At 63.4% G+C, this 25,792-nt stretch carries 27 protein-coding genes; 14 read left to right on the top strand and 13 right to left on the bottom strand.

Features of this window, described 5'->3' with window-relative positions; translation table 11 throughout:
- Positions 1 to 16 precede the first annotated feature (16 nt).
- A complete protein-coding gene (greA, locus tag AC1DZ8_RS12550; protein ID WP_181058741.1) occupies positions 17 to 490 on the bottom strand; it encodes a transcription elongation factor GreA in 474 nt (157 codons plus the stop codon).
- A 287-nt stretch (positions 491 to 777) separates the two neighbouring features.
- Complete coding sequence (locus AC1DZ8_RS12545; protein WP_477302986.1) at positions 778 to 1,317, bottom strand: tetratricopeptide repeat protein; 540 nt, start codon at positions 1,315 to 1,317, stop codon at positions 778 to 780.
- 218 nt (positions 1,318 to 1,535) lie between these two features.
- Between AC1DZ8_RS12545 and AC1DZ8_RS12540 the strand changes: the two genes are divergently transcribed.
- The 5 genes from AC1DZ8_RS12540 to AC1DZ8_RS12520 all read left to right on the top strand — a co-directional run bounded on the left by AC1DZ8_RS12540 (position 1,536) and on the right by AC1DZ8_RS12520 (position 6,337).
- The gene (locus tag AC1DZ8_RS12540; RefSeq protein ID WP_477302988.1) at positions 1,536 to 1,961 is read left to right on the top strand and encodes a DUF3775 domain-containing protein; all 426 of its coding nucleotides are present in this window, start codon (positions 1,536 to 1,538) and stop codon (positions 1,959 to 1,961) included.
- Between the two features lie 108 nt (positions 1,962 to 2,069).
- Positions 2,070 to 3,254, top strand: coding sequence for an extensin-like domain-containing protein (locus AC1DZ8_RS12535; RefSeq protein WP_477302990.1), 1,185 nt, complete (start codon positions 2,070 to 2,072; stop codon positions 3,252 to 3,254).
- 114 nt (positions 3,255 to 3,368) lie between these two features.
- Complete coding sequence (locus AC1DZ8_RS12530) at positions 3,369 to 4,184, top strand: extensin-like domain-containing protein (protein ID WP_477302992.1); 816 nt, start codon at positions 3,369 to 3,371, stop codon at positions 4,182 to 4,184.
- Between the two features lie 64 nt (positions 4,185 to 4,248).
- A complete protein-coding gene (locus AC1DZ8_RS12525) occupies positions 4,249 to 4,956 on the top strand; it encodes an LssY C-terminal domain-containing protein (RefSeq protein ID WP_477302994.1) in 708 nt (235 codons plus the stop codon).
- A 70-nt stretch (positions 4,957 to 5,026) separates the two neighbouring features.
- Positions 5,027 to 6,337: a hemolysin family protein gene (locus tag AC1DZ8_RS12520; protein ID WP_477302996.1), complete on the top strand. Its 1,311-nt coding sequence runs from the start codon at positions 5,027 to 5,029 to the stop codon at positions 6,335 to 6,337.
- A 13-nt stretch (positions 6,338 to 6,350) separates the two neighbouring features.
- Here the strand turns inward: AC1DZ8_RS12520 and AC1DZ8_RS12515 are convergent, their stop codons facing one another.
- The 4 genes from AC1DZ8_RS12515 to AC1DZ8_RS12500 all read right to left on the bottom strand — a co-directional run bounded on the left by AC1DZ8_RS12515 (position 6,351) and on the right by AC1DZ8_RS12500 (position 10,585).
- The gene (locus AC1DZ8_RS12515) at positions 6,351 to 7,229 is read right to left on the bottom strand and encodes a DMT family transporter (protein WP_477303863.1); all 879 of its coding nucleotides are present in this window, start codon (positions 7,227 to 7,229) and stop codon (positions 6,351 to 6,353) included.
- 137 nt (positions 7,230 to 7,366) lie between these two features.
- Complete coding sequence (locus tag AC1DZ8_RS12510) at positions 7,367 to 8,923, bottom strand: DHA2 family efflux MFS transporter permease subunit (RefSeq protein WP_477302998.1); 1,557 nt, start codon at positions 8,921 to 8,923, stop codon at positions 7,367 to 7,369.
- Between the two features lie 7 nt (positions 8,924 to 8,930).
- Positions 8,931 to 10,034, bottom strand: a complete 1,104-nt coding sequence (locus AC1DZ8_RS12505; RefSeq protein ID WP_477303000.1) for an HlyD family secretion protein — start codon at positions 10,032 to 10,034, stop codon at positions 8,931 to 8,933.
- Positions 10,031 to 10,585 (bottom strand): winged helix-turn-helix transcriptional regulator, encoded by a 555-nt coding sequence (locus tag AC1DZ8_RS12500; protein ID WP_477400954.1) that lies wholly within the window; start codon positions 10,583 to 10,585, stop codon positions 10,031 to 10,033. Before AC1DZ8_RS12500 ends, AC1DZ8_RS12505 begins: the two co-directional genes overlap by 4 nt.
- Before the next feature lie 361 nt (positions 10,586 to 10,946).
- Between AC1DZ8_RS12500 and AC1DZ8_RS12495 the strand changes: the two genes are divergently transcribed.
- The gene (locus AC1DZ8_RS12495; protein ID WP_477303004.1) at positions 10,947 to 12,248 is read left to right on the top strand and encodes a glucoamylase family protein; all 1,302 of its coding nucleotides are present in this window, start codon (positions 10,947 to 10,949) and stop codon (positions 12,246 to 12,248) included.
- Positions 12,249 to 12,341: 93 nt separating this feature from the next.
- Here the strand turns inward: AC1DZ8_RS12495 and AC1DZ8_RS12490 are convergent, their stop codons facing one another.
- The gene (locus tag AC1DZ8_RS12490; protein WP_477303006.1) at positions 12,342 to 12,947 is read right to left on the bottom strand and encodes an NADPH-dependent FMN reductase; all 606 of its coding nucleotides are present in this window, start codon (positions 12,945 to 12,947) and stop codon (positions 12,342 to 12,344) included.
- A gap of 89 nt (positions 12,948 to 13,036) precedes the next feature.
- On the opposite strand from AC1DZ8_RS12490, the gene AC1DZ8_RS12485 reads away from it, so the two are divergent.
- Complete coding sequence (locus AC1DZ8_RS12485) at positions 13,037 to 13,405, top strand: winged helix-turn-helix transcriptional regulator (protein ID WP_477303008.1); 369 nt, start codon at positions 13,037 to 13,039, stop codon at positions 13,403 to 13,405.
- A 168-nt stretch (positions 13,406 to 13,573) separates the two neighbouring features.
- On the opposite strand, the gene AC1DZ8_RS12480 is transcribed toward AC1DZ8_RS12485, so the two are convergent.
- Positions 13,574 to 13,789: a hypothetical protein gene (locus tag AC1DZ8_RS12480; RefSeq protein ID WP_477303010.1), complete on the bottom strand. Its 216-nt coding sequence runs from the start codon at positions 13,787 to 13,789 to the stop codon at positions 13,574 to 13,576.
- A 116-nt stretch (positions 13,790 to 13,905) separates the two neighbouring features.
- Positions 13,906 to 14,301 (bottom strand): acyl-CoA thioesterase, encoded by a 396-nt coding sequence (locus AC1DZ8_RS12475; RefSeq protein WP_023671995.1) that lies wholly within the window; start codon positions 14,299 to 14,301, stop codon positions 13,906 to 13,908.
- Between the two features lie 227 nt (positions 14,302 to 14,528).
- Between AC1DZ8_RS12475 and AC1DZ8_RS12470 the strand changes: the two genes are divergently transcribed.
- Genes AC1DZ8_RS12470 through AC1DZ8_RS12460 form a run of 3 tightly spaced genes read left to right on the top strand, consistent with a single transcriptional unit; the run spans position 14,529 to position 18,270 of the window.
- Entirely contained in the window at positions 14,529 to 16,145 is a 1,617-nt protein-coding gene (locus AC1DZ8_RS12470) for a GMC family oxidoreductase (RefSeq protein WP_477400952.1), read from the top strand.
- Positions 16,142 to 17,356, top strand: a complete 1,215-nt coding sequence (locus AC1DZ8_RS12465; protein WP_477303014.1) for a mandelate racemase/muconate lactonizing enzyme family protein — start codon at positions 16,142 to 16,144, stop codon at positions 17,354 to 17,356. Before AC1DZ8_RS12470 ends, AC1DZ8_RS12465 begins: the two co-directional genes overlap by 4 nt.
- Complete coding sequence (locus AC1DZ8_RS12460) at positions 17,353 to 18,270, top strand: NAD(P)-dependent oxidoreductase (RefSeq protein WP_477303016.1); 918 nt, start codon at positions 17,353 to 17,355, stop codon at positions 18,268 to 18,270. The genes AC1DZ8_RS12465 and AC1DZ8_RS12460 overlap by 4 nt, the downstream gene beginning before the upstream one ends.
- Positions 18,271 to 18,341: 71 nt before the next feature.
- On the opposite strand, the gene AC1DZ8_RS12455 is transcribed toward AC1DZ8_RS12460, so the two are convergent.
- A complete protein-coding gene (locus tag AC1DZ8_RS12455) occupies positions 18,342 to 19,280 on the bottom strand; it encodes a diacylglycerol/lipid kinase family protein (protein WP_477303018.1) in 939 nt (312 codons plus the stop codon).
- Between the two features lie 407 nt (positions 19,281 to 19,687).
- On the opposite strand from AC1DZ8_RS12455, the gene AC1DZ8_RS12450 reads away from it, so the two are divergent.
- Complete coding sequence (locus tag AC1DZ8_RS12450; RefSeq protein WP_477303020.1) at positions 19,688 to 19,861, top strand: hypothetical protein; 174 nt, start codon at positions 19,688 to 19,690, stop codon at positions 19,859 to 19,861.
- Positions 19,862 to 20,179: 318 nt separating this feature from the next.
- On the opposite strand, the gene AC1DZ8_RS12445 is transcribed toward AC1DZ8_RS12450, so the two are convergent.
- Complete coding sequence (locus AC1DZ8_RS12445; protein ID WP_477303022.1) at positions 20,180 to 20,809, bottom strand: hypothetical protein; 630 nt, start codon at positions 20,807 to 20,809, stop codon at positions 20,180 to 20,182.
- A gap of 282 nt (positions 20,810 to 21,091) precedes the next feature.
- Between AC1DZ8_RS12445 and AC1DZ8_RS12440 the strand changes: the two genes are divergently transcribed.
- Together AC1DZ8_RS12440 and AC1DZ8_RS12435 are read left to right on the top strand one after the other, a co-directional pair.
- A complete protein-coding gene (locus AC1DZ8_RS12440) occupies positions 21,092 to 21,613 on the top strand; it encodes a hypothetical protein (RefSeq protein WP_477303024.1) in 522 nt (173 codons plus the stop codon).
- A gap of 104 nt (positions 21,614 to 21,717) precedes the next feature.
- Positions 21,718 to 22,212: a YegJ family protein gene (locus AC1DZ8_RS12435; RefSeq protein WP_477303026.1), complete on the top strand. Its 495-nt coding sequence runs from the start codon at positions 21,718 to 21,720 to the stop codon at positions 22,210 to 22,212.
- Between the two features lie 6 nt (positions 22,213 to 22,218).
- Here the strand turns inward: AC1DZ8_RS12435 and AC1DZ8_RS12430 are convergent, their stop codons facing one another.
- Both AC1DZ8_RS12430 and AC1DZ8_RS12425 read right to left on the bottom strand, forming a co-directional pair.
- A complete protein-coding gene (locus AC1DZ8_RS12430) occupies positions 22,219 to 23,196 on the bottom strand; it encodes a hypothetical protein (protein WP_477303028.1) in 978 nt (325 codons plus the stop codon).
- Positions 23,197 to 23,247: 51 nt separating this feature from the next.
- Complete coding sequence (locus AC1DZ8_RS12425) at positions 23,248 to 24,294, bottom strand: CapA family protein (RefSeq protein WP_477400949.1); 1,047 nt, start codon at positions 24,292 to 24,294, stop codon at positions 23,248 to 23,250.
- 155 nt (positions 24,295 to 24,449) lie between these two features.
- On the opposite strand from AC1DZ8_RS12425, the gene AC1DZ8_RS12420 reads away from it, so the two are divergent.
- Positions 24,450 to 25,703 carry a hypothetical protein gene (locus AC1DZ8_RS12420; protein ID WP_477303032.1) on the top strand — a complete coding sequence of 418 codons (1,254 nt, stop codon included), beginning with the start codon at positions 24,450 to 24,452 and terminating at the stop codon, positions 25,701 to 25,703.
- The last annotated feature ends 89 nt before the right edge of the window (positions 25,704 to 25,792 follow it).

Genomic DNA, 25,792 nt, shown 5'->3' with positions numbered 1-25,792 from the left:
AGAATTATCTGAGGTGCTAGATGAACTGCACCTGGACGATCTCGTAGCCCCGTGCACCGCCGGGCGCATTGACCTCGATGGCGTCGCCGACTTCCTTGCCGATGAGCGCGCGCGCGATCGGCGAGGAGATCGAGATGCGGCCCGATTTCACGTCCGCTTCCTGGTCGCCGACGATCTGATAGGTCTTCTTTTCCTCGGTGTCCTCGTCGACCAGCACCACCGTGGCGCCGAACTTGACCTTGTCGCCGCTGAGCTTGGTGACGTCGATCACTTCGGCGCGTGCAATATAGTCTTCGAGCTCGTTGACACGGCCCTCATTGAGACTCTGCGACTCCTTGGCGGCATGATATTCGGCATTTTCGGACAGGTCGCCATGCGAACGCGCTTCGGAGATCGCCTCGATGATGCGCGGCCGCTCTTCCTGCTGGCGCCAACGCAGTTCTTCCTTCAATGACGCGAAGCCCTCGCCTGTCATCGGGACCTTGTTCATGATGCCTGACCTTTCCTGCCGCCACCCCCGCGTTTCGGGGAAAGCCTTGTCGATGGGTACAAAAAGAAAACGGGTCCGGCAGCCTCGGGCTAACGGAACCGTTTCACCGCAATTTCCCTCAATATAGCGATCTTCGCGCGCTTTTCACGCTGAAAAAGCGGGCTTTTGAAAAATCATGAGCCGATTGTGCAGTTGCCGCCACGGCATGCGCGTTGTGTTGCGGCTGAGACGGCAAAAAGCCGGCTGCGATTGCTCGCAACCGGCCCAGAGAAGCCGTTGGGGTGGGGTCAGCTTCTCATGAAATGGTAGATCTGTTCGGCCAGCATGCCGTATTCGCGCGAGCCCTTGCCGGTGCGCTTCTCGATTTCGGCCAGCTGCTCCTGGGCGCCGGCGAGGTCGCCGATCTGCAGATGCGCCTCGCCGAGATATTCGCGCACCAGCGTGTAGTCGGGATTGATGCGCAGCGCTTCCTCGTAATAGCCGAGGCCGACCGTGACGCGGCCGGAATGCCGGTGCGAATAGCCGAGATAGTTGAGGATGCGCGGATCCTGCTTGTTCTCGGCAAGGCTGAGCACGGCGATCGCCTCATCATAACGCCCTGCCATCGCCAAATCGTGGCCGGCCTCATAGATGTTGTTGTCGTCGAGCATGCCGTATTTCGGCGCGACGCACTTCTTCAGCTTCTTGTCCCAGACCTCGCCCTTCTTGCATTTCGTGCTCCCGCCGTCGCTGCCGCCTCCGCCACCCTCGCCGGCGGTAAATGCTGGTGCCGCAAATAGCGGCAGAGCGACAACAGCCAGTACCTGAATCAGCAAACGTCTACGCATCGAAGCCTCCTTGAGGGATAATGATGAAATGCTAACGCCAGGCGGGCGCCATTTCATCCCGGAAAAGCCGCGCCACCAAAACTATTTCGCAAAACCACTTCAAAAGACAGGCACGCGGGTCGGAATCCCGCCGGGCGGTGAGCCCAGCCGGCCGAACGGACGTGACGCGCGCTGCAAATCCGCTATCATCCGCGAAATGACCAGCGGAGTGCGCGAGAGTGCAACAGCGCCGTGAACGGGAATGGGAGCTATCGATCGGCCCGGACACCGTGCGCCTGTTCATTCTCAAGGCGAAGGCGCTGAGCGCGGCGGTCAACGAAGATTATGACGATGGCGCCGAGCACGAGGTCGAGTTCGACGGCGACAGGCACGACAACCACCACCATGACGGGCTTGCCGAGGAAAGCTCGGAAAACCTCACCGAAGAAGAGCTGCGCGAACTGATCAACGACCTCAATGTCGACGAAGCCGCCGAACTCATCGCGCTGGCCTGGGTCGGCCGCGGCGACTATGACGCGGCGGAATGGACTGATGCGGTCGCAGCCGCCCGCGAGCGCGCCAACAAGCGCACGGCGAAATATTTGCTTGGCATGCCGCTGCTGGCCGACTGGCTGGAAGAAGGGCTGGAGGCGATCGGCGCGTAACGCGGGGGTAACCGTTCGTGATGGGCCGCAGGCAACCTCCCGCCGCTTGCGCCGTTGAGGGCGATGGGGTCGTTTGTCTTTTCCAGAACATTCCGGATTGCACTGGTCATGGCCGTCACGGCCCTGCTGTTGACGTCCCTGCTGCTGACGCAAGCCGACGCCAAACAGCGTCGCAAGCATCACACGCCACTGTCACAACGGTTGGAACAGCTGTTTTCACCGCGGGCCGACCAGCCGGTGAAGCCGCGCAGCAAGCACCGCCAGAAGCCCAGGGCCAAGCGGCATATCACGCCAAACCAGGTGCAACAGACGAAGCCGGATCCAAAACCCTCACCCGCCGATATTCCGGTACAGCCCTCGCGCGTTGTTCCGGTGCCTGAGGCACGTCCCGCAGAGGTGAAGACCAACGCCGCAACGACCGAAGAGCAAAAGACCGAAGGTCCGAAGACCATCGGCGCGCCCAACCGCTCCAATGACGATCGGTTCAATGAAGAAAAATCCCGTGAGAGAAAGCAGGCTCGGCCCGAACCGCCAGCTCCCGAACCGTCAGGGCCGAAGCCGTCGACCGATACGGAAAGCGAGCCCGAGCCGCCGGCCGTGGTGCCGATTCCGACACAAAAGCCCGACGTCGCAAACCCGGAGGTTAAGCCACCGGTCGTTGCTCCGCAACCGCCCAAAAAACCCGCGGATGCCGACGACGAGAAAATGCTGCCCGACCCGCGCTCTGCCGATCTGCCCGACGCCAAAATGCCGGCGGAGGAAGTCGCCTGTCGTGAGCGGCTAACGGCGCTTGGCGTCGAGTTCGACGAGCACAAGGCGGAGAGCAATCCCGATATCGGCTGCTCGATCCCCTATCCCATCATGTTGAAGTCGCTCGGAAAATCCATCGCCATCGGCCCCGCGACCGAGCTCAACTGCCCGATGGCCGAAGCCGCCGCCCGCTTTGCCGCCAATGCCATCCAGCCGGCAGCAAAAGCCGAATTCGGCGCTGACCTGAAATCGATCAACCAGGCATCGGCCTTCGTCTGCCGGCCGCGCCACGGCACGCGCAAACTGTCGGAACACGCCTTCGGCAACGCCCTCGACATCGCCAGCTTCACCCTGTCGGACGGCAGGAAGATCGAGGTCGGCCCGGCGCCGCCCGAAAAGGACGCGAAATTCCTCAACGCGGTGCGCAAGGCCGCCTGCGGGCCGTTCAAGACCGTGCTCGGACCGGGCGCCGATGCCGACCATTCCCTGCATTTCCATCTCGATCTCGAACCGCGCCGGCACGGCGGGACATTCTGCCAGTAGGCCGGCAGGGTCACCCACGCGCCGCATTTCGGCCGCAGGCATGAACGCTTGCGCTGAGTTTTCCTTTACCCTTGATCGTTAAAATGCCGGATATCCGTCAAAGGGATTCCGTCAATGGCCGGCAGATTTCGCGCGGTTTTTCTCGTCACCTTGCGCCAATCGAAACGCGCAGCGATGGTGGCCGCCGGCCTTGCGCTCGCCGCCGTTTCGGCCTGCAACACCGGCAGCGTGCTGAATTTGGAGCCGGCCGTCGATGTGGGCTCGCAGACCGCGGCTGTGCCGCAAGCCGAACCGCAATATGAAGGCATGCAGAAGCTCGTCCCGTCCAACCCCTACATGACCGCAGCCTATCCGCGCATGGACGAGCCGATGTCCGAGCCCGAACAGATGCCGGCCAGCGAAACCGACTGCCGTGGCGAATTGCGGCGCCTCGGCGTCGTCTACACCGACGTCCAGCCGATCCATGAAGGACAATGCGGTATCGATTACCCGGTCAAGGTCTCGGCCATTGGCGGCATCCAGATGAAGCCGGCGGCGACCTTGACCTGCGACATGGCCGCCAGCTTTGCCGCATGGACCAGGAACGAGCTGGTCCCCTCCGCCCGCTGGCGCTATTTCTCGGGCGTCAAGACCATCCACCAGGGCTCGAGCTATTCCTGCCGCAACATCGCCGGCGAAGGGGTTTTGTCCGAACACGGCAAGGGCAACGCGCTCGACGTCATGAGCATAGAGCTCAACAATGGCGACGACATCGACGTGCGCAAGCCCGGCCTATTTGCCTTCCGCACCCGTGGTTTCCTCAACAATGTGCGCGCCGACGGCTGCCAGTATTTCACCACCGTGCTCGGCCCCGGCTACAATTACGACCACCGCAACCATTTCCATTTCGACATCAAGAACCGCAAGAGCGGCTACCGCGCCTGCCGCTAGCCGGCTCTTTGCCAAAGCCCGGTTGCGCCGCATAAGGTGACGCTTCGCAAGCAGGCGGCGACAGGTGGGACAGAAAAGCCTCAGACGACGCGCAACGATCTGGCTTGCGGCTTTCGTGGCCGCCTGGCTGGCGCTTGCCTATGTCGCGGCACCTGAGTTCTGGACGTTTCGCGACCGCGACTTTCGCAAGCAGACCTTCGAAATGGTGGCGCACACGCCGCAAGGCATTCCGGGCGACCCGATCAATGTCGGCCTAGTCGGCAGCGAAAAGGAGCTTGTGCATGCCTTCGCCGTCGCCGGCTGGGACACGGCAGATGGCGTGACGCTGAAGACCGCGATCGAAATCGGGGAAAGCGTGCTGTTCGATCGTCCCTATCCCGACGCCCCGGTCAGCCGGTTGCTGTTCGAAGGCCGCGCCCAGGACCTCGCCTTTGAAAAACCGGTCGGCAACAGTGCCGACCGGCGTCATCATGTCCGCTTCTGGCAGACCGATGCCACTGGCGACGATGGCCGCCCGCTCTGGCTGGGCTCGGCCAGCTTCGATCGTGGCGTTGGGCTGAGCCACGACACCGGCGCCATCACCCATCATATCGGCCCCGACATCGACGCCGAGCGCGATCTCGTGATCCACGACCTGACTGCGGCCGGCATGGTGATCTCGGCGAGCGATATCCCGGGCATCGGCGCCACCAAAGCCGGACGCAATGGCGGCGGCGATCCCTATTTCACCGACGGCAAGGCCATTATCGGCGTGCTCAGGCAAATCCCCTGAACCACTGTCATTTTTCAAAAATCGACGCGGACTATTTTCCAGCGGCCTGCGGCAATGCTATTGAGCCCTGATGCTATACGTCGAAATCGCTACCGTGGTCGTCCTCATCTGTGTGAACGGCCTTCTGTCGATGTCCGAGCTCGCCATCGTTTCGTCGCGCCCGGCACGGCTCAAGGCGATGATCGACCGCGGCGTCAATGGCGCCGGGCGCGCGCTGGCGCTCGGCTCCAACCCCGGCAAGTTCCTGTCGTCGGTGCAGATCGGCATCACCTTGGTCGGCGTGCTGTCAGGCGCCTTCTCCGGCGCCACGCTGGGCGACAGGCTGTCGGTGTACCTGGCCTCGACCGGCATCCGCGAAAACATCGCCGATCCGCTCGGCGTCGGCATCGTCGTTGCCATCATCACCTATTTCTCGCTGATCGTCGGCGAACTGGTGCCCAAGCAGATCGCGTTGCGCGATCCCGAACGCGTCGCCGCCCGCGCGGCGCCGGCGATGACCATCCTTGCCACCGTCTCGGCGCCACTGGTGTTCCTGCTCGACATTTCCGGCCGCGCCATATTGTGGCTGCTTGGCCAGCGCGGCGAAAGCGACGAGAAGGTCACCGACGAGGAGATCAAGATGCTGGTCGCCGAGGCCGAGCACCACGGCACCATCGAATCCGACGAACGGCGTATGATTGCCGGCGTCATGCGGCTCGGCGATCGCGCTGTGCGCGCGGTGATGACGCCGCGCACCGAGGTCGACTGGATCAACCTGCAGGCGGATGAGAGCGCCATCCGCAAGCTGTTGATGGACACCCAGCATTCGCGCCTGCCGGCGGGCGATGGCGGCGTCGATGTCATGGTCGGCGTCGTCCAGACCCGCGACGTGCTGGCGGCGATCCTTGCCGGCCGCGCGCTCGACCCGCGCAAGCACGTGCGCGCCGCCCCCATTGTCTATGACCAGGCCGACGCGCTGGACGTGCTGCAGAAGCTGAAGGATTCCGACGTGCCGATGGCGCTGGTGCATGACGAATACGGTCATTTCGAAGGCATCGTCACTCCCGCAGACATTCTCGAAGCCATCACCGGCGTCTTCCGCGCCGACCTCGACGCCGGCGAGGAGGAAAACGCCGTCAAGCGCGAGGACGGCTCATGGCTGCTCGCCGGCTACATGCAGGCCGACGAGATGGCCGAGGTTCTCGGCATCGACCTGCCGGAAAACCGCGACTATGAGACCGTCGCCGGCTATGTGCTGTCGCACATGCATCATCTGCCGGCGACCGGCGAATGCGTCGACGCGCAGGGCTGGCGCTTCGAGGTGGTCGACCTCGACGGCCGCCGCATCGACAAGCTGATCGCCACCCGCCTGCCCAGCGGCCATCGCGAAGTGGTGCGCTGACAACAGCGCCCTTTCACACCGCGGCTTCGATCGGTTCGGCAAGTCTGGGATTGGACCGCGAGGCGATCAGGCAACTGGCGACGATCAGGGCGGCACCCGCCAGCGTCGTCCAGGTCGCAGCCTCGTCGAAGAACAGCCAGCCAAACACGATCGCCCAGATGAAGGCCGAATATTCCGTCGGGATCAGATATTGCGCTTCTGCCCGCGCATAGGACCAGCTCATCAGGAACTGGCCGGAGAGCGACAACGCCGTCACACCCGCAAGGGGAAGCCAGAGATTGCCCGGCAGGGCGACCGCCAGCCAGGGTGCGGCGGGGAGAAGGACGGCGGCAACGCACAGGTTCTGGAACAGCATGATCTCGACTGGCTTGGCCACCAGCGCCTGCCGCCGCGAGAGGATCAGATTGTAGGCGTAGAACACCGTCGATGCGAGCACAGCCACCGTGCCAAGCAGAGCATCCCCGGTGTAACTGCCTTGCCCGAACTGTCCGGCCATGATGATGATGACACCGGCAATGCCGGCCAGCGACGCCCAGATCGCCTGGCGCTGGATGCGTTCGCCCAACAGCAGCGCGGCCAGCAGAAGAGCAAACAGCGGAGCTACGAAACTAAGCCCGATCCCATCCGCCAGCGGCAACCTGGCAAGCCCCCAGAAGAACGACAGCAGGACGATGCAGACGACGACGGCGCGCAGCGCATGCAGCTTGAGCACCGAAGAATCGGGAAGCACGCGCGGCCCCGCCGCCCAGGCCGTGCCCGCGACGACGGTTGCAAGCATGCTTCGCCACAGCACCGTGTTGTAGACACCGACGGCGATGACCAGAACCTTCATTGCCGCATCCATGGCGGACAGAAGGAAGATCGCCAGCGCGCAGACCAGCACCGGGATCATAGGGGAAACGACGCCTGTCAGGCTGGGTGACTTCACGGGGACTGCTCATGTGATGGATCGCAGCCGGATATATCAGGGCAAAAAAGCAGGGCCAGATGGCAGCCCTGTCCATATGGCGGTCCAAGGCAAGTTTGCCCTCAATGCGCGTCCGGCGGCGGCGCCTTTGGCGTAACGTTGCGCAAGAATGGGACCAGCGCAGTGGCAATGACGAAGGCGACCATGATGACCAGGAAGGCATCGGCATAGGCCATGGTCGAGGCCTCGCGATAGGCCAACTGCCAGAGCTGCTTCAGCGCCGCGGCATGACCATCGTCGACGGCGCCCGGCAACTGCCCATAGCGTGCGCCCACATTGTCGAGCAGCCGCATCGCCGCCTCGTTTTGCGGCGTCAGGTGCGAGGCGATGGTCAGAAAATGGAAGTTGGTGCGATCATTCAGGATCGCGCCGCAAATGGCGATACCGACGGCGCCGCCGAGATTGCGCATCGTGTTGAAAAGGCCGCTGGCATATTTCAGCCGCTCCGGCGGCAGGCTGCCAAGGCCGAGATTGACGCTCGGCGCCACGGCAAACACCTGCGGAAAGCCACGGAAGATTTGCGGCAGCAGCAGCTGTGCGGCGCCCCACTGGCTGGTGATGGCGGAAAAACTCCACATCGAGGCGCCAAAGGAGGCCAGGCCGAACATCATCAGCCAGCGCGTATCGAAGCGCTTGGCGAGGAAGATGTAGACGGGCACGCCGACCATCGACGCGACGCCGGTGGAAAACACCGCGAGCCCCGTCTGATAGGCGTCGTAGCCGCGGACATAACCCAGGAACAAAGGCGTCAGATAGATCGTGGCAAAGATGCCGATGCCGGTGACGAAGGAGAGAAAGCAGCCAATGGCGAAGTTGCGGTTGCCGAAGGCGCGAAAGTCGACCACCGGCTGCGCATAGGTCAGGCTGCGGATGACGAACAGGACCAGGGTAACGCTGGCCAAGATGGCGCCATTGCGGATCGTTGCGTCGTCGAACCAGTTCCAGCGCGTGCCCTCTTCCAGCACATATTCGGCCGTGCCGAGACTGACGGCCATCAGCACCATGCCGATATAGTCGGCGCCCTTCAGCAGCGACGGATCGGCCTTGTCGATCTTGACAAGCAGCGCGACGAGGATGGTGATGATGGTGCCGGGAACGACGTTGACATAAAACAGCCAGTGCCAGTTTAGCGTGTCGGTGATCCAGCCGCCGATGACAGGCCCGAGCGTTGGCGCGATCGACGCGATGCTGCCGACCACCGCTGCCGCATAGACGCGCCTCGGACCCTGGAAATAGTGGAATGACGAGGTGAACACCGTCGGGATCATCGACGCACCGAGCAGCCCCTGCAGCGCGCGGAACACGATCATGCTTTCGATGCTCCAGGCGAAGCCGCACAGCATGCTGGCCAGCGTGAAGCCGGCTGCCGAGAATGTGAACAGCCAACGCGTCGAGAACACCCGGGTGAGCCAGCCCGACAGCGGGATGACGATGATTTCCGCCACGAGGTAGGAGGTCTGAACCCAGCCGATCTGGTCCTGCGCCGCCGACAGGCCGCCGCCAATATCCTGCAGCGAGGATGCAACGATCTGGATGTCGAGCAGCGCGATGAACATGCCCACGCACATCACCATGAACGGCAGGATGCTGGTGATGAAAGACTGCGGGCGCTCGGACATGACGCCCTCAGTGCGAAGCGGTATCGACGGTGACCGTGGTCGACAGGCCCGGCCGCAGCGCGACCTTTTGCGCCTGGTCCTGGTCGATCGTGATCCGGACGGGAACGCGCTGGACGATCTTGGTGAAATTACCGGTCGCATTCTGCGGCGGAATCACGCTGAAGATCGCTCCGGTCGCCGGCCCCAGGCTGGTGACGTGGCCTTTCAGCGGCGCGTCGGGCGCGATGTCGGTGTAGACCGTCGCGGCCTGGCCGTCGGTCATGGCGCGCAACTGGTCTTCCTTGAAATTGGCGTCGACCCACAGGCCCGATGCGGGCACGATCGTCAGAAGATAGCTGCCCGGCGAGACGTAGCTGCCGACCTGCGCCAACCTGTTGCCAACCACGCCGTCGATGGGTGAGCGTATCTCGGTGAAGCCGAGATCGAGCTCTGCCGTATCGACATCCGCCTTGGCCGCCGCTACTGCGGCGGTCGCTTCGGCGATCTGGGTGTTGAGCACGTCGAGCTGCTGCTTGGCGGCTGCCAGCCCCGCGCGCGAGGCGGCGACGGTAGCCTTGGCCTGACCGTCGGCGGCAAGGCTTCGCTGCGCATCCTGCTGCGTTCCGGCCCTGGTGGTGGCCAGCACCTCATAGCGCTTGGCATCCTGGGCGGTGAAGGTCGCGGCAGCACTCTTGGCCTCGAGATCGGCCTCGGCCTGCTCGATCACCGAATTCTGCAGCGAGACCTGGGCGCGCAGATTGTCGAGGGCCGATTGCTGTTGTTGGACGGACGCCTGCGCGTGCTCCAGCGCCGCCTTGAACGGCCGGTCGTCGATGCGGATGATGAGCTGTCCTGCGGCGACATGCTGGTTGTCCTCGACGAGGATCTGATCGATGTGGCCGGCGACCCGCGGCGCCAGCGGCGTCACATTGCCGCCGACATAGGCGTCGTCTGTGGAGACAAGGAAACGGCCTGCCTGCCACCAGTCGACGCCGTACCATCCAGCGAGGCCGATCGCCACCAGCGCGCCCAGCATCAGCAACGGCTTGCGGCGCGATTTGGCATGCGCAAGTATTTGCACAGTCGACGGCTGCGCTGGCTGCAACTCGGCAGCGGATAAAACCTTGTTCATTTGCCCCGCGCCTCTTCGCGACTTTGGTCAAACAATGTGTTGTCGATGAGTGGAAAGCCCGAGCCTTCGCTGCTGAAGCGATAGCGCTGCCGCATGCGGTCGGTCGCCGTCGGCCCCGTCGCCAGGGTGAAGCCCTCGCTATCGAGTTCGCCGCCGGTTTGGCGGTCGACCAGAACCGGCTCGGCCCAGCGTCCATCCACTCTGTCCACCACGACCAGGCTCGGGCCTTCAGGGGCCAGATGCTTGTTGCCCCAGGCGAGCAGCGAAAGCAGAACCGGGCGGAAATCGCGCGCCTTGGCGGTCAGAACATACTCATGGCGAAGTGGCCGTTCGCAGTAGACGCGCTTCTCGAACAGGCCGCGCTCGACCAGGCTGTTCAGCCGCCGCGTGAGAATGTTGGGCGCGATATCCAGGCTCTTCTGAAACTGGTCGAAGCGCGTCAGGCCCTGGAACGCGTCCCTGAGCAAAAGAATGCTCCACCACTCACCGACAGCATCGAGACTGCGGGCGATCGGGCATGGGCGGTTTTCGAAGCTTGTCTTTGCAACCATGACAGAGGTCTCTTTCAAAATGAAAGTGACACATAGCTACGTTAGTTTCATTATGCAAGTCACTCAGTCGTGATCGCGGAGAGGAGCGCTCGAAAGGAGGGCGCGAGCACCACCGACACGGCAGCTCAAAGTTGGCAGGCAAGCCCGCGATGTGGCGTCAGGACGATTTGGTCAGATGCTCGCGTGCCTGCGCATGCTCGCCGAACCGCGCAAGGCAGAGGCATGAGTGAAGGGGCTCGGGGCCGGTATAAATTCCGGCCCCGCTCGCACAATAGGTTCGCTATCGGCCTGCGCCATACTCACCCATGATTGATCCATCGGAAGATTGGGAAACGCGGCCAAAGCCTCTATATCGAAGGGCATGGATGCATCGAACGAACACGCCCGGAACGACGAGCTTCTCCAAGACATCCAGCGCCTGTCCTTCGAGTATTTTCTCAATGAGGCCAACCCTGCCAATGGCCTGGTCGCCGACCGCAACACGGCCGCGTCGCCTGCCAGCATAGCCGCCGTCGGGCTCGCTCTGTCGTCCTATCCCGTCGGCGTCGAGCGCGGGTTCATGACGCGCGCCGCCGCAATCGAGCGGACGCTCGCTACCCTTCGCTTCTTCTGGAACGCCCCGCACGGGCCGGAGCCCGATGCCACCGGCTATAAGGGTTTCTACTATCATTTCCTCGACATGCAGACCGGCCGCCGCGTCTGGAAGTGCGAACTGTCGACGGTCGATACCGCACTTCTGCTGGCCGGCGTCCTGGCCGCCGGCGCCTATTTTGACCAGGACGACGAATCCGAACTGGAGATCCGCCAGCTCGCCGATGCGCTCTACCGCCGCACCGACTGGCGTTGGGCGCAAAATGGCGGCGCCACCGTCACCCATGGCTGGCGGCCCGAAAAAGGTTTTCTGCGCTATCGCTGGCAAGGATTTGACGAGGCGCTGATCCTCTACGTGCTTGGTTTGGGATCGCCGACACACGCGCTGCCGCCTGAGAGCTACGCGGCCTGGCTGTCCACCTACAAGTGGAAGACCATTTACGGCCGGGAGCTGATCTATGCCGGGCCGCTCTTCATTCACCAGTTCTCGCATATCTGGATTGACTTTCGCGGCATCCGCGATGCCTTCATGCGCGATCACGACACAGACTATTTCCAGAACAGCCGCCAGGCGACCTACCTGCAGCGCGACTATGCCATCCGCAATCCGAAGGGACTAAGCGGTTATGGCGAGAATTGCTGGGGCGTCACCGCCAGCGACGGCCCAGGCCCGATCAAACGGGAAATGACGATCGATGGCCGTCGCTTCTACGGTTATCTCGCGCGCGGCGCACCGTTCGGCCCCGATGACGGCACGCTGTCGCCATGGGCGGCGATCGCCTCCTTGCCTTTTGCGCCGGAGATCGTGCTGCCGGCAATGCGCCATTTTCACGAGATGGACCTGTACGCGGGCAATCCTTACGGTTTCGTCGCAAGCTTCAATCCCACCATCGAGGCCGCCGACGGTCGCGCCTGCGGCTGGGTATCGCCGGACCATGTCGGCATCAATCAGGGGCCGATCGCCCTGATGATCGAGAATTACCGAACGGACTTCCTGTGGCGGCTGATGCGCCGCGTGCCGGCTATCACAACAGGTCTGCGCCACGCCGGTTTTTCCGGCGGTTGGCTGTGACGGACAGCGATCTATTCCGCACCATCGTCAATGAAAAAAGGGCGGCGCAAGCGCCGCCCTTGGGAAGATGATTGATCCTTGGGAGGATAAGGCTCAGGCCGCCTGGGCTTCGCCAGCAATCGCGTCGGCCTGACGCGCAGCCTTGAGCACCCGGGCCCACCAGGCAACGTCGTTGACCAAGGCAGCGCCTGCCTGATTCAGATGCTCGATCTCCTCGAGCTTCTTTTCGCCCTGGCGGACCGCCAGGAAGTCACCCCAGGCGATGTGGACGGCGGACTTGACCGGCGCCATCTGCAGCTCGACGGCGGCAAGGCGCAGATGTTCGACAGCACGCGAACCGCCGACACTGCCATAGCCGACAAAACCGGCCGGCTTCTTGTTCCATTCATTGGCGGCGTAGTCGATGGCGTTCTTCAGCACGGCCGTCGGGCCATGATTGTACTCGGCGGCGGTGAAGATGAAGCCGTCGAACTCGGCGACCTTCTTTTGCCAGCGCTGCGCAACTTCGTTCTGCGAGGGCGCCCAGGCGGACGAAGCAACTTCGTCGAAGAAGGGCAGCGGCCAGTCACGCAGGTCGACGATCTCGACGTCGATGTCGGCATGCGACTTGGCAATCTTGGCGATCCACTGGGCGGGCACATCGGCGAAACGCGCGGCGCGTGTCGAACCGACGACAATGGCGATTTTGGGCTTGGACATGGGGCTCTCCATATATGTAAAAGCTGGTATCGTTTGGATACCGGCGCTATATGAGATACTGTCAAACCACTGCGCAAGGAGGCACCGTTTTGTTACTGAGGCACCCGCATAACACCGAAGACTGCCGCGCCGTCTCGGAAATCCTGCAACGCGTCGGCGACAAATGGACCGTCCTGGTCGTCGGAAAGCTCGGCGGCGGGCCGCTGCGTTTCAATGAATTGCGCGCTGCTGTCGGCGGCATTTCGCAGAAGATGCTGACCACGACTTTGCGTGGCTTGGAGCGCGACGGTTTCGTCACTCGGACCGTATTCCCGACCATCCCGCCACGCGTCGATTACGAGCTGACCGAGCTTGGCCATGAGCTGCTGATCCCGGTCGGCGCGCTGGGCGAATGGGCGCGCAAAAACACCGTGCGCGTCCAGGCGGCGCGTGAAAAATTCGACGGCGTTCACGCCTGAAAATCTCTGCGTTGCAAGGGTTTACGAATTTCCGCAGCAAAGGCGCGTGGCCCAGGTCTGACCGGATTCGCCTTGCCTCGCTGGCGGCACCATCGCGACGCAACCGATGCGTCTCGTTCGCCGGCGCATCATCATTTTGAAGCTGATAAGCGGCTTCCGCGGAGGCACTCAGGCCTTTGGCGCGGGGGTACTACAACACACCGCGCCACACGTCTGGACGTTTGCAGCCCGCCGGGAAGTCCGCTGGTCGCCGACGGTCCGGTCGTCCTTGCAGGCGACACTCGGAAGTTCTTTCCTGATCTCGGTATAGGCGGTGGTGCCGAGCAGACAGATCACCGCGACAAGGGCCGCCACGAGCCAGCCGTTCAGTATGTGTTGACGCATTGTCTTCCCCCCGCCATCCGCAGAATCGGATGGGAAGGCAACCATTGGATGTCGCGCAGCGCATCGTCCGCGCGGGGGATGTTACATAAGCGCAATCCTGGCAGAATCGACTTGCGTCAGCTTTCGGTCGGAATCGGCTTCGGCTTGCCGTCGCTATCCAGCGCCACCATGACGAAATCGGCGTGGGTGACCTTTTCCATCAGGTCGGAGAGGTAGCGCTGCGCCCAGGCCTCGACCTTGAGCGTCATCGAGGTGCGGCCGACGCGCTCGACATGGGTGTAGATGCACAGCGTGTCGCCGATCTTCATCGCCTTGGCGAAGGACATCTCTTTGACCGCCGCCGTCACCACGCGGCCCTTGGCGCGCTCGGCGGCACGGATGCCGCAGGCAAGATCCATCTGCGCCATCACCCAGCCGCCAAAGATGTCGCCGGCCGCATTGGCATCGGCCGGCATGGCAAGCGTGCGCAACGTCAGATCGCCGATCGGCCGACCGTCCGCGTAATGCACCATGCCGTTGTCCCCTTGAGATCGATTGCCCTCGATTCCGTAGCGTCACGGCGCTGACAGGTCAACGCGATGCGCGAGCCCCGTTGTGCGCGATGTCGTTTCCTTGGTGACATTTCAGAACCATGCGCCTTCCAGTCGCATTTTTCACAACGCATGCCGGAAGGCGCGGCGACGCGGCAAGCCTGCCGCGTCTAGGCTGCGGCCAGTTTTCCGGAGCCGTCCAAATTCACATGCAGACCTATGACTTCATCATCGTCGGCTCCGGCTCGGCCGGCTCGGTTCTCGCCGACAAACTGTCGGCTTCCGGCCGTTACTCCGTGATGGTGCTGGAAGCCGGCGGCACCGACCGCCGCTTTTACGTGCAGATGCCGCTCGGCTACGGCAAGACCTTCTTCGACCCGGCGGTCAACTGGAACTACAAGCCCGAACCGGATCCCGGTCTCGGCGGCAATGTCGACCATTGGCCGCGCGGCAAGCTGCTAGGCGGCTCAAGCTCGATCAACGCCATGGTCTGGATCAGGGGCGCGCGCGAGGATTTTGACGACTGGCGCGACGCCGGCAATCCCGGCTGGGGCTATGACGATCTGCTGCCGGGCTTCAAGGCGCTCGAGGACAATGAGGCCGGCGCCGACGCATGGCGCGGCACTGGCGGGCCGCTGCACATCACCGACACGACGAACGCCGTCCATCCGCTGACCAAACGCTATCTCGCCGCCGGCCAGCAGGCCGGCCTGCCGCTCAACCCCGACTTCAACGGCGCTGCCCAGGAAGGCGTCGGAATCTACCAGATCTCGACCAAGGGTGGCCGCCGCATGTCGGCGGCGCGCGCCTTCCTGCGCCCGGCGATGAAGCGCAGCAACGTCCGCGTCGAAACGAATGCGCTGGCAAGCAAAATTCTGTTCGAAGGCAAGCGCGCCGTCGGCATCGAGTATTTGCAGAACGGCGAGACGAAGACGGCGCGGGCCGGCCGCGAGGTGATCCTGTCCGCCGGTTCGATCAACTCGCCCCAGCTGCTGCAGCTGTCCGGCGTCGGCCCCTCGGCGCTGCTCAAGGGCCTCGGCATTCCGGTCGTCCACGCCAACGAAAATGTCGGCGCGCATCTGCAGGACCATGTCGGCATCAACTACACTTTCAAGGGCAAAGTGCCGACGCTCAACCAGATCCTGCGGCCGTGGTGGGGTAAGCTCTTGGTCGGCATGCAATACATCCTGACCCGCTCTGGGCCGCTTTCGTTGTCGATGAACCATGGCGGCGGTTTCTTCCGCACCGACCCGGCGTTCTCGCGCCCCAACATGCAGCTTTACTTCCAGGCCTTCTCGACCGTCATTCCGAAGAGCGGCGAGCGGCCGATCCTGACGCCGGACCCGTGGCCGGGCTTTTCCATCGGCCTGTCCAATTGCCGCCCGTCGAGCCGGGGCGAGATCATGATCCGCTCCAGCAACCCGCGCGATTACCCCAAAATCGTCGCCAACGCCTATTCCACCAATGCCGATGTCGACGAGATGCTGGCGGCGGTGAAATTCGTGCGCAAGATCGCCTCGATGCCCGCCATGGCGGAGATCATCACCGAAGAGGTTTTGCCGGGGCCATCGATCCAGTCGGACGCCGATCTGATCACGGATTTCAGGAAACGCTCGGGCACCGTCTATCACCCAGTCTCGACCTGCCGCATGGGCCCTGATGCCGGGAGCGCCGTCGTCGACTCGCGCCTGAAAGTACACGGCCTCGAAGGCTTGCGCGTCATCGACGCCTCGATCTTTCCCGCCAACATCACCGGCAACACCAACGCCGCCGCCATCATGACCGGGTGGAAGGGCGCCGAACTGGTTCTGGAGGACCAAAAATGAAGATCACCGACGTCAAGACCTGGGTTGTCGGCAATCCGCCGCCCGGCATCGGCGGCAAGTATTTCATCTTCGTCAAGCTGACCACCGATGGTGGTGTCGTCGGCTATGGCGAGGCCTACAACGCCACCTTCTCGGCCCACATTACGGCCAAGCTCGTCGAAGACATGGCCGAGCGCTATCTGATCGGCCACGATCCGCACGACATCGAGAACTTCTTCCGCCGCGCCTATTCCTCTGGTTTCACCCAGCGCCCCGACGTGACCGGCATGGGCTGTTTCTCGGCGCTGGAAATGGCCTGCTGGGACATTGTCGGCAAGGAGGCCAACAAGCCGGTCTACAAACTGCTCGGCGGCCAGGTGCACGAAACGCTGCGCTCCTACACCTATCTCTATCCGCACACCGGCAGCGTCCATTCGGAAGACGCGCCGGACGGCCGGAACGTCTACAACGACCCCGAAATGGCGGCAGCCTGCGCGCTCGAATATGTCGAGCAGGGGTTTACTGCCGTCAAGCTCGACCCGGCCGGTCCCTATACCGCTTTTGACGGCCACCAGCCGCGCCTCGTCGACATCGACGTCTCCACTCGCATGATCAAGGCGATCCGCGAAGCTGTCGGCACCCGCGCCGATATATTGTTCGGTACGCATGGCCAGTTCACCGCATCGGGCGCGCTGCGCATGGCGCGCGCCATCGAGCCCTACGATCCGCTGTGGTTCGAGGAGCCGGTGCCGCCTGATATGCCCGAAGTGATGGCGCAGGTGGCGCGCGGCACGTCGATCCCGATCGCCACCGGCGAGCGGCTGACGACCAAGTTCGAATTCGCCCGCGTCATCGAGAACCGCGCCGCCACCATCCTGCAGCCGGACCTCGGCCGCTCCGGCGGCATTCTCGAAACCAAGAAGATCGCCGCCATGGCCGAGGCCTATCACATCCAGGTCGCGCCGCATTGCTATTGCGGACCGATCGTCGGCGCCGCCAACATCCAGCTGGCGGTGACGCTGCCCAACTTCCTCATCCTGGAATCGCTGAAGCAGTGGGATGGTTTCCACGCCACGCTGCTGAAGAAGAAGATCGAATGGCAGGACGGCGACGTCATTCCATCGAAGGAACCCGGCCTCGGCGTCGAACTCAATGAAGCGGTCTGCGACGCGCATCCCTACACCGGCAAGGATTTGCATCTGCAGATGATGCAGACGCCGCTGATGCCGTGAGCGAGCGCTACGCCTTCATCGGTCTCGGCCATCTCGGCGGCAACCTTGCCGCCAGCCTGCTGCGCAACGGTTTTGCTGTGACCGTCTTCGACCGCGACCCCGCCGCCGTCGAGCGCATGGTTGCGCTCGGGGCGCTGGCGGCAGCCAACCCCGCAGAAGCAGCAGCGCTGGCCGGCAATGCCATCTCTTGCCTGCCCTCGCCCAAGGTCAGCGAAGCGGTGCTTGCCGGTCCGGGCGGGCTGCTCGAAGGTCTGCCCAAAGGCGGCACCTGGATCGAAATGTCGACCAATGGCCGCGACGAGATTCTGCGACTTGCCGCCCTCGCCTCGGCCAAGGGCGTCGAGACTTTGGAATGCCCGGTCACCGGCGGTGTGCATCTGGCGGCGGTCGGCAAGATCACTGCGCTGGTCGGCGGCGATGCAGCCCTCTACGAACGGCATCGGCCGGCCATCGAAGCGATGTGCGCAAAATCGTTTCTGATGGGACCGGTCGGCTCGGCCGCGGTGATCAAGGTCATCACCAACATGCTTGCCTTCATCCATCTCGTCGCCGCCGGCGAGGCATTGATGCTGGCCAAGCAGGGTGGCCTGGACCTCGCCCAATCCTACCACGCCATCGTCGCCTCTTCCGGCAACAGCTTCGTTCACGAGACCGAAAGCCAACTCATCCTCAACGGCTCCTACGACATCGGCTTCACCATGGACCTGGCGCTGAAGGACCTCGGCTTTGCGCTCGCCATGGCTGAACAATCCGGGGTGCCGCTCGACCTTGCCGCACGCGTCAACGCGATTTTTGAGCAGGGCAAGGAAGCCTATGGCGGCAACGCCTGGTCGACCCAGATCGTCAAATTGCTCGAGGACGCCGTCGGCGCCGACCTGCGCGCGCCCGGCTTTCCGGCCAAACTTGAGACCTAGCCGGCAAATATTTAGCCAATGCCTTCAGCGGCTTGGTCCGGCGTTCAGAATCAGCGCCTAAGGCACTTGATTCAATATCTGAGCGTCAGCGCTCCGGGCAGAATCTCGAAGGTCGCCGGTATGCGCCCTGGCGACTCGCCGTCTATGTCGACAAGCGCGCCATTTTTCTCGGCATCGCCGAGCGGTTCGACCACCACTTTCCTGCCGCGCAATATGGTGATGGCCGGATGATTGCGATGCCGGCCGCCATAGAGCAGGCGGATGTCCCAGATCAGCTTCAGCTTGCCGGCCGCGCGCAGGATGACGATGTCGAACTGGCCGTCGGCGAGCTCGGCGTCCGGTGCGATCATCATGCCGCCGCCGAAGAATCGTCCGTTGGCCACCGCCACCAGCGCCATGCGCGCCTCGACCGGCGCGCCATCGTCGACGGTGATCCGCACATCCTGGAACCGGTAGCGGATGAACTCGACCACGGTGCGCCACAGGAACAGCGCCTTGGCCGACATCTTGCCTTTGCGCTTGTCGGCATTGACCGCGCGGTCGGTGGCGCCCGACAGGCCGAGGCTGGCGATGTTGATGAAATGGCGGCTGGCCAGCGCGCCATGATCGTCGATGTAGCAGATGCGCCCGGCGTCGATCTTGCGCGCCTTGGCTTCGGCGATCCGTTTCAGCACCGCATCCACCTCTTTCGGCAGGCCGAGCCCGCGGGCGAAGTCGATCCCTGTGCCGCAAGGCAGCAAGCCAAGCTCGGTCGTCCGGCCACTCTCGTCGAATGCCTGCAGCAAGCCGTCCGCCACCTCGCTGGCGGTGCCGTCGCCGCCGGCCGCGATCACCAGATCGAAGCCGCTGGCCGCGAGGTCGAGCGCCAGCCTTTCGGCGTCACCCTCGGCTTGCGTCTCGCGCAGCTCGAATTCGCCGAAATGCTTGTTCAGCGACGCGGCGACCTCCGGCCAATGCCGTTTCAGCCGGCCGCCACCGGCAATCGGATTGAGCACCACCCCGACTTTCAACGACGCCTCCCCAAAAGGACGGCGGGACGTGGTGGCCGCAGAGTCCTTTGCCGGCATTGAAACCCGTGCCGACCGTCGGAGCAAGGGGCACTGCCGATGGGAGTGTCAAAAAGCGGGGAAGGCTGTCTAAAGCAGCAGTCGCAAGAATTGCGAGATTCGTGGCAAATGATCCCCGATAATCCCGTTATCCACAGGCTCGCGCCCATTCCCCAAAGCCCTTACCCGGCGTAAGTTTAACCCATCTCAGGCGGCTACCGATCGCCACGCCGAAAGGCAAAGCGAAAAGGCGGATTTCCTGAGGCCCGTACGGCCCGAAGCGAGAGCAGGCTTGCCTGTTTTAGAGACGGATGCCGAGACCTACGGGGCCGCGGAAAGCGTGCGAACGCCGACGGCGGACCGATGCTGCCATGAAGGACGGCAAAACCTTCGATGGCACGCTGAGCGAAGCTCGCAAGGGTGGAGAACGGCGTGGCCTGGAACGGGCATCGCCCTCGGGTGGTGACTGGCAGGGCCGTCAAAATCAAGGCCGGCATGGCGCGACATCTTTAGGGAAGTTGCTGCCTGACTGGTTCCTGATCTGACAGGGAGGCGCTGGGAGAAATCCCGGCGCCGACTGTCTTTTGGACCCACACACCTTTCCAGCTCGGGCTGCAACCCTCGGTAAAATCGGCTAACGTCCTGTCGGCGGCCGAGCTTGCGCCGCCCGAAGGCGCCCGCGCGCTGTTCAGCCAGCCGATCCCGGTCGATCCGGCCACGCGCCGCACCGGGCTGATCGTCGACGTGCGCAAGCTGCACCTTGTGCTGCCGGCGTTGCTGAAGGCCGGCGCCAGGCTGGAACACGTCTACGACTATTGAAGCCGCGACGGCTGCACTGCGACGAGGCCTGCCCCCACGCCGGCCTACTGCTTTGGCCCGATGCCCGGGATCAATTTGAGGACGGAGTTTATATATTCCGGCCGTACAGCGCCGCTGATGAGCGTGAAAGTGGCGAGCATGATGCTGGCCAGGGCTCCATCATGCCAAGGCCTGAAGGCGAGAGCGTCGACGGCATAAGCCCAGAACGGGAAAGCGAGCATCGACATGACGATGTTGGCGCCGGGAGCCTCCGCATTGTCGGCGGCATCGCTCACCGATTTCAGGTACACTGGCGTCATTGCCAGCGCGATGAACAGCACGGCCCATGAAATGGTCCAGACGCTGATGCCGGCCATTTCAATCTTGTAGATAGCTGCCCGCACCGCGCCCGGAATGTCCTCCGGAATGCCCTTGGACTCTGCGGCCACCGCATCGGTCAACGCTTTGGCAACCGGCTGCTCGGTAGCATTGACTAGAATGGAATTGACGAAGATGAAGAATGCCACGACCTCGGCAGGCACATATTTCGCCACCCGGTCGAGATAACCATCGCCGTCTTTCGAGTCTGTTTCGCCCTGACCGTTCTGCCCGCCCGCGTCGTCTTCAGCGGCTGCAACGGCCTCAAGCCCCGGCCTGCCTCTCGACACCGCCGCGGACCGGACAATTCTTCCCATGGCACCCCTCCGATATCGTTGTATCGCCCCGTCAGTATCGTAATAGAAAACCGCTGCAGGAAACAGTTGTCGCTACGATAGAAGGCAATGTTTATTTTGCGCTTCTTCCGCAAACGCTCCATGGCCACCCCCATCTGCTTCCGGGCGTTTCGAAATCCACCTATAGTGAGCCGCTCCCGAAAACGTATCGACTGGCTCATTGCTGGATCGCGGCCAAATTCCCGCCTTGTTCGCGCGCGATGGAAAGGGGGGCTGCCGGGGGGCAATCCGAAGGACAGGACCGTGATCAAGACCGCCCTTGTCGCCATGACCATCGTCGGCTGCGACTGCGACGCCAAGCTTTGCGAATATATCGGCGAGACGCCGGCAAAGTGGGCGACCATCGCCGACTGCGAAGCGGCGATGAAAAGCCAGATGCTGCACCAGAAGAACTTCGACTATCCGCTGGTTTCCGGCATCTGCCGCACCAAGGGGTCGGCATCTTCATCACAACTGGCGGCGACCGCATCCCGCCCGGAACTGAAGCCGGCCAGCCGGAGTGTTCAGTCTGAAAGCCCATTGCCGCCGGAACTGAGCCACCGGCCGAGCGTTCCCGTCGGCTCGCCGACGACGGCCATGGAAGCGGCAGCAGCCCGGCCCGTCGCCTACGAGCAGGTGGTCGATGGCGGAACCGGCGTGCTCTACCGCACCAGGAACGGCTATGCGGTGGTCAAGACCGATCTCGGCCGTGCCGCCTCGGCAACGGTCGGCATGGCCAAGCGCTCCGCGAACTGGCTGGCAGGACTGCTACCCGGCGGGTTGTGAGCGGACGCGCCGTTCGGGGCCAATACCGCACCGTCGTACTGCCGTTGAAAACTCCAGGTAGATGCATGATGGTGTGAGGCATCGACACGGAGGAGCGCCTTTCCATGAAGCATGCAATTCGCGTGATGCTGTCCCTGATGCTGGCGTCCGTTCCGATTTCGGCCGGGGCGCAGAATTCCCAGCAGGGCGACGACAAGGTTGTCAACGTCGCAAGGGACGATCCGGACATGGCGGCGGCAATTGCGCAAGCGCGCGCCAGCCTCGATCAATTCCTGGCACTGTCTGAAGCACCGCCGGCCGGAACCAGCGAGTACAAATTGAAGGTCGAGGTCAAGGAGGGGGACAACTCGGAGCATTTCTGGATCATCCCCTTCCGCAAGACCGCAAGCGGCTTTGTCGGAACGCTATCGAATGAACCGCAGGTCGTGCACAATGTCGTGGCCGGCCAAGAGCTCGAATTCACCCGCGACGAGATTTCCGACTGGGGCTACACCAAAAACGGCCGCCAGGTCGGCAGCTTCACCGTCTGCGTGCTGTTCAAGACGATATCGAAGGAAGAGGCCGACTATTATCGCCAGAATTACGGCTTCGACTGCTGATCCGCGTCAGCCGGGCTGACCCTCGCCATCCGTCGCGCCGATCTTGCGCACCAGCGCCGCCGTGGCCAGGATCGCGCCCATATCGGCGATCATCGGCGCGATATGGCTGGTGTAGTCGAGCGGCACGGAAATGGCGGGCAATTCGAAAAAGTTCTTCGACTGCGGCAAAAGCAGGAAACCGTCGCTGCCGTTGAGCGCCACCCGCGCCGGATCATCGCGCCATGTTTCACGGAGCCATTTTAGCGCCTGCGCCAGCCGGCCGGTCACCAGCGGCTGCGCGGCGGCGACATTGTCGGTGCGGAATTCATAGTCGCCATCGAGCAGCGGATCACCGCTCGACAGCTCCTGCATCTTGCCGGCGAAGATGCCGCGGAAGAAGCCGACGACAGCATTGCTGCGCCGCGTCGCCACCAATGTGCCTGGAAATGGCGCGATCGTCTCGAAGGCGACGATGACACCCTTGAAGACCGTCGACGAGCCTTTGCCCGTGCCCTGGCGCAACTCCGCCTCGTAAAGCTCGAACGGAAACTCCTCGTAGCGGCCCGACACGATGTCGTCGAAGCTCTGCCGGTTGAAGGCGCCGACCACGGCGCGCGGCAGCCGGTCGAAGGAATTCGGCGTCACGCTGTGCTGATAGCGCACATCCCTGATGAAGCCGAAGATGATCGGCAGCAGCGTGTCGCGAAACGATTGCTGCAGCCGCGTCGCCGGTCTCATCGCCAGGAAATAGAGCAGCAGCGCCGCGAAGAAACCAACGACATAGAGGAACACATGCGGTGTCGAGAACCACTGCTCGTTCAAGTCGGCGACCTTGTTGAACAGCCAAGCCACCAGCGCGACGAAGACCAGCAGCAGCCCCAGAAAGACCGGCACCCGCCAGCGCACCTGGCGATAGGCCGAGGCGCGTCCGGCCTCATAGGCTTCGATGTTTTTCCTGATGCCGGCGATGACCGTTTCATCAGGCATGAACTCAGCTGCTTCCATCGCCCCCTCGCAAGTCCATTTCGCCTACCATACCGTTTTTGCGGAAAGTCGTCAGTCGCCGAAAATCGCCTTCAGTCGTTCCTCGACCTTGCCCTTCATCCGGCCCGCCAGCGCCTCGACCGGAACCAGCCGCTCATGCCCGCCAGCGCGCAGCCGCATGAAAGGATGCATCCGGTAGCCGGCAATGGCGCCACGCTTGCCGAGATCGGCGCTGACGTCGACGACGAAAATGCCGCCGATGCGACCGGGCCATGGCTGGCGCGCCAGGGCGGTGCCGAGGAAGTCGCCCAGCCCATAGGCGACAAGCGTTTTGCCGACCCACTGCACCGGTTGGACGACATGGGCGTGGTGTCCGGCAATCAGCCCGACGCCATGCGAGGCAAGCTGCCTGGCCAGCGCCTGCGTCTGTGGGCGCGGGAAATGCCGGAACTCCCAGTCCCAGTGCGGAATGGCGCAGCGCAGATCGATGCTCTTGTCCGCCGCATCTTTTGGCCATGCCGCCGGATCGCTTCGCATCGACACCCGCTCAGCAAATGGCGCGGCGTCGGCATTGCGCCACAGCGTGAAGGCGGCAAAGCCAATTGTCAGCGGCCCGGCCTTGACCTGCTCGACCGGTCCCTTCTTTGCGGTGCCAATGGTGCGGATGCCGAGCCGCTTCAGCGCCGCAACGGTCTCGTCGAAACCGGCGATACCCTGGTCGAGCACATGGTTGTTGGCCAGCGACAGCACCAGTTTTTCGCGCGCGATACCGAGGTTGGCCAGCGTCGCGGCGAGGAACCGTTCGCTCATCGCATGGTGCGTACCGAGCCGCGTGCCAAGCGCCACGCTTGGCCGCTCGACCACCGGACTTTCGCAATTGCCGATCACCAGGTCGGCCGAAGCCAGAAGCTTGGCGATCTCCGGATCGCACTCCGGCGCGCTGCTATTGGCCACCGCCGAAATGTCGCCGACAAACGCCAGCCGCACCTTCCGCGCCGGCGGCGGATCGATGATTGTTGTCGCCGCGATCGGCGCAAAGTCCCTGACATCGCCGCCGAGCGACGGCTTCAGGAAGCGCGGCAGCCATGACAGTTTGTAGGAAAGCGGATAGTTCGACACGCGACGCCCAATCGTTTGCCCAATCGGTTGGCTTGTGTAGACGGTCTGCCCGGGAAGTGTCGACCGTCAGCCTCGAAACACTGCCGCCCGTGATGGGCAGACGCGGCGCACTGAATACGTGTATGGTCCGCGCAATGGCATAGTGGAGGAATGAGATGACACGTGTAGCAAGCTTGTTGGCGTCCGCCCTCCTTCTTTTGCTGCCCTTGTCGTCGGCGTCCGCCGCGGCGCCCGAAGCGGCAACCGCTTTGTTCGAGGCCAGAACCGTGGCCGACCGCAATGCCGCGCTGACCACGCTCGAGGCTGCGGCGTCAGGCGATCCCGCATCGGCCTATGCCGCCGGCGCAGGCGAATTCTTCACCGCGCTGGAAATCCTGGCCGGCGGCCTGCACCGCCACGGCTTCGACAGCCCGCAATCCTTCATGCTGCCGCTGATGCGGCTTCCGGTTCCCGACAATCCCAACCCCGAACCGCTGACCTATGAGCAGTTTCGCGCCATACTGGTCGCCTTCCGCGACCGGCTGGAGAAATCCGCCGCCACACTGGGCTCGGTACCGGCGGATGCCGATATCGGCGTGGTCATCGACCTCACCCATGTCGGCATCGATCTCAACGAGGACGGCAATATCGCGCCGGACGAAAGCATGGCCGCCATCATGGCCTCGCTGGCGCGTAGCGGCATGGCGCCGGATGATACCGCGCCGGCGCTCACCTTCCGCTTCGATCGCGCCGACGGTTTCTGGCTGCAGGGCTATGCCGAGTTCCTGATGGCGCAGGCGGATTTCTGGTTGGCGCATGATTTCCGAAATATGTTCGACGGCTCGTTCCACATGCTGTTCCCGCACGCCAAACTGCCGCTGCAGGACATTCTCGTGCCGCTGGACGGCGGCACCGGTGGCATGCTGGCTTCCGAATGGCGCATTGCCGACTTCATCTCGCTGGTCCACCTCGTCAACTGGCCGGTGGTCGAGCCCGAGCGCCGGCAGGCGGCCCGCCGCCATCTCCTGGAAATGATCCGGCTGTCGCGCGAAGACTGGAAGGCGATCCGCGCCGAGACCGACAATGACCGCGAATGGCTGCCCGGCCCGCAGCAGAAGGGCGCCAACCCGCTGACCGGCCTCGAGGTCGGCGAGGAGCAGGTGCAGGCCTGGCTCGCCGCCTTGACCATGGCCGAGGATCTGCTCGAAGGCCGCACGCTGCTGCCGCATTTCCGCATCGCCGACAAAGGCATCAACATGAAGCGCTTCTTCGAGGAGCCGAAAAACTTCGACCTTGTGTTGTCGATCACCGGCCCTGCCATCGCGCCCTATCTCGAGAGCGGCAAGATCCTGACCAGCGACGAGTTCGACCAGATCCAGCGCCAGTTCGGCGGCGCCGGGTTTTTGACTTTCGCGCTGTGGTTCAACTGAGGGCAATCGCCAGGCATTCGCGCCAGCGCTCCTGACACCCTTGTGTCAGCAGCCTCGGTTCGCCCAATGCCCCTGGCCACTGCACCCTT

It is taken from the genome of Mesorhizobium sp. P2_F7, assembly GCF_056403695.1.
The sequence above is the reverse complement of the archived record's forward strand: the minus strand, read 5'-3'. Positions and strand labels throughout refer to the sequence as shown.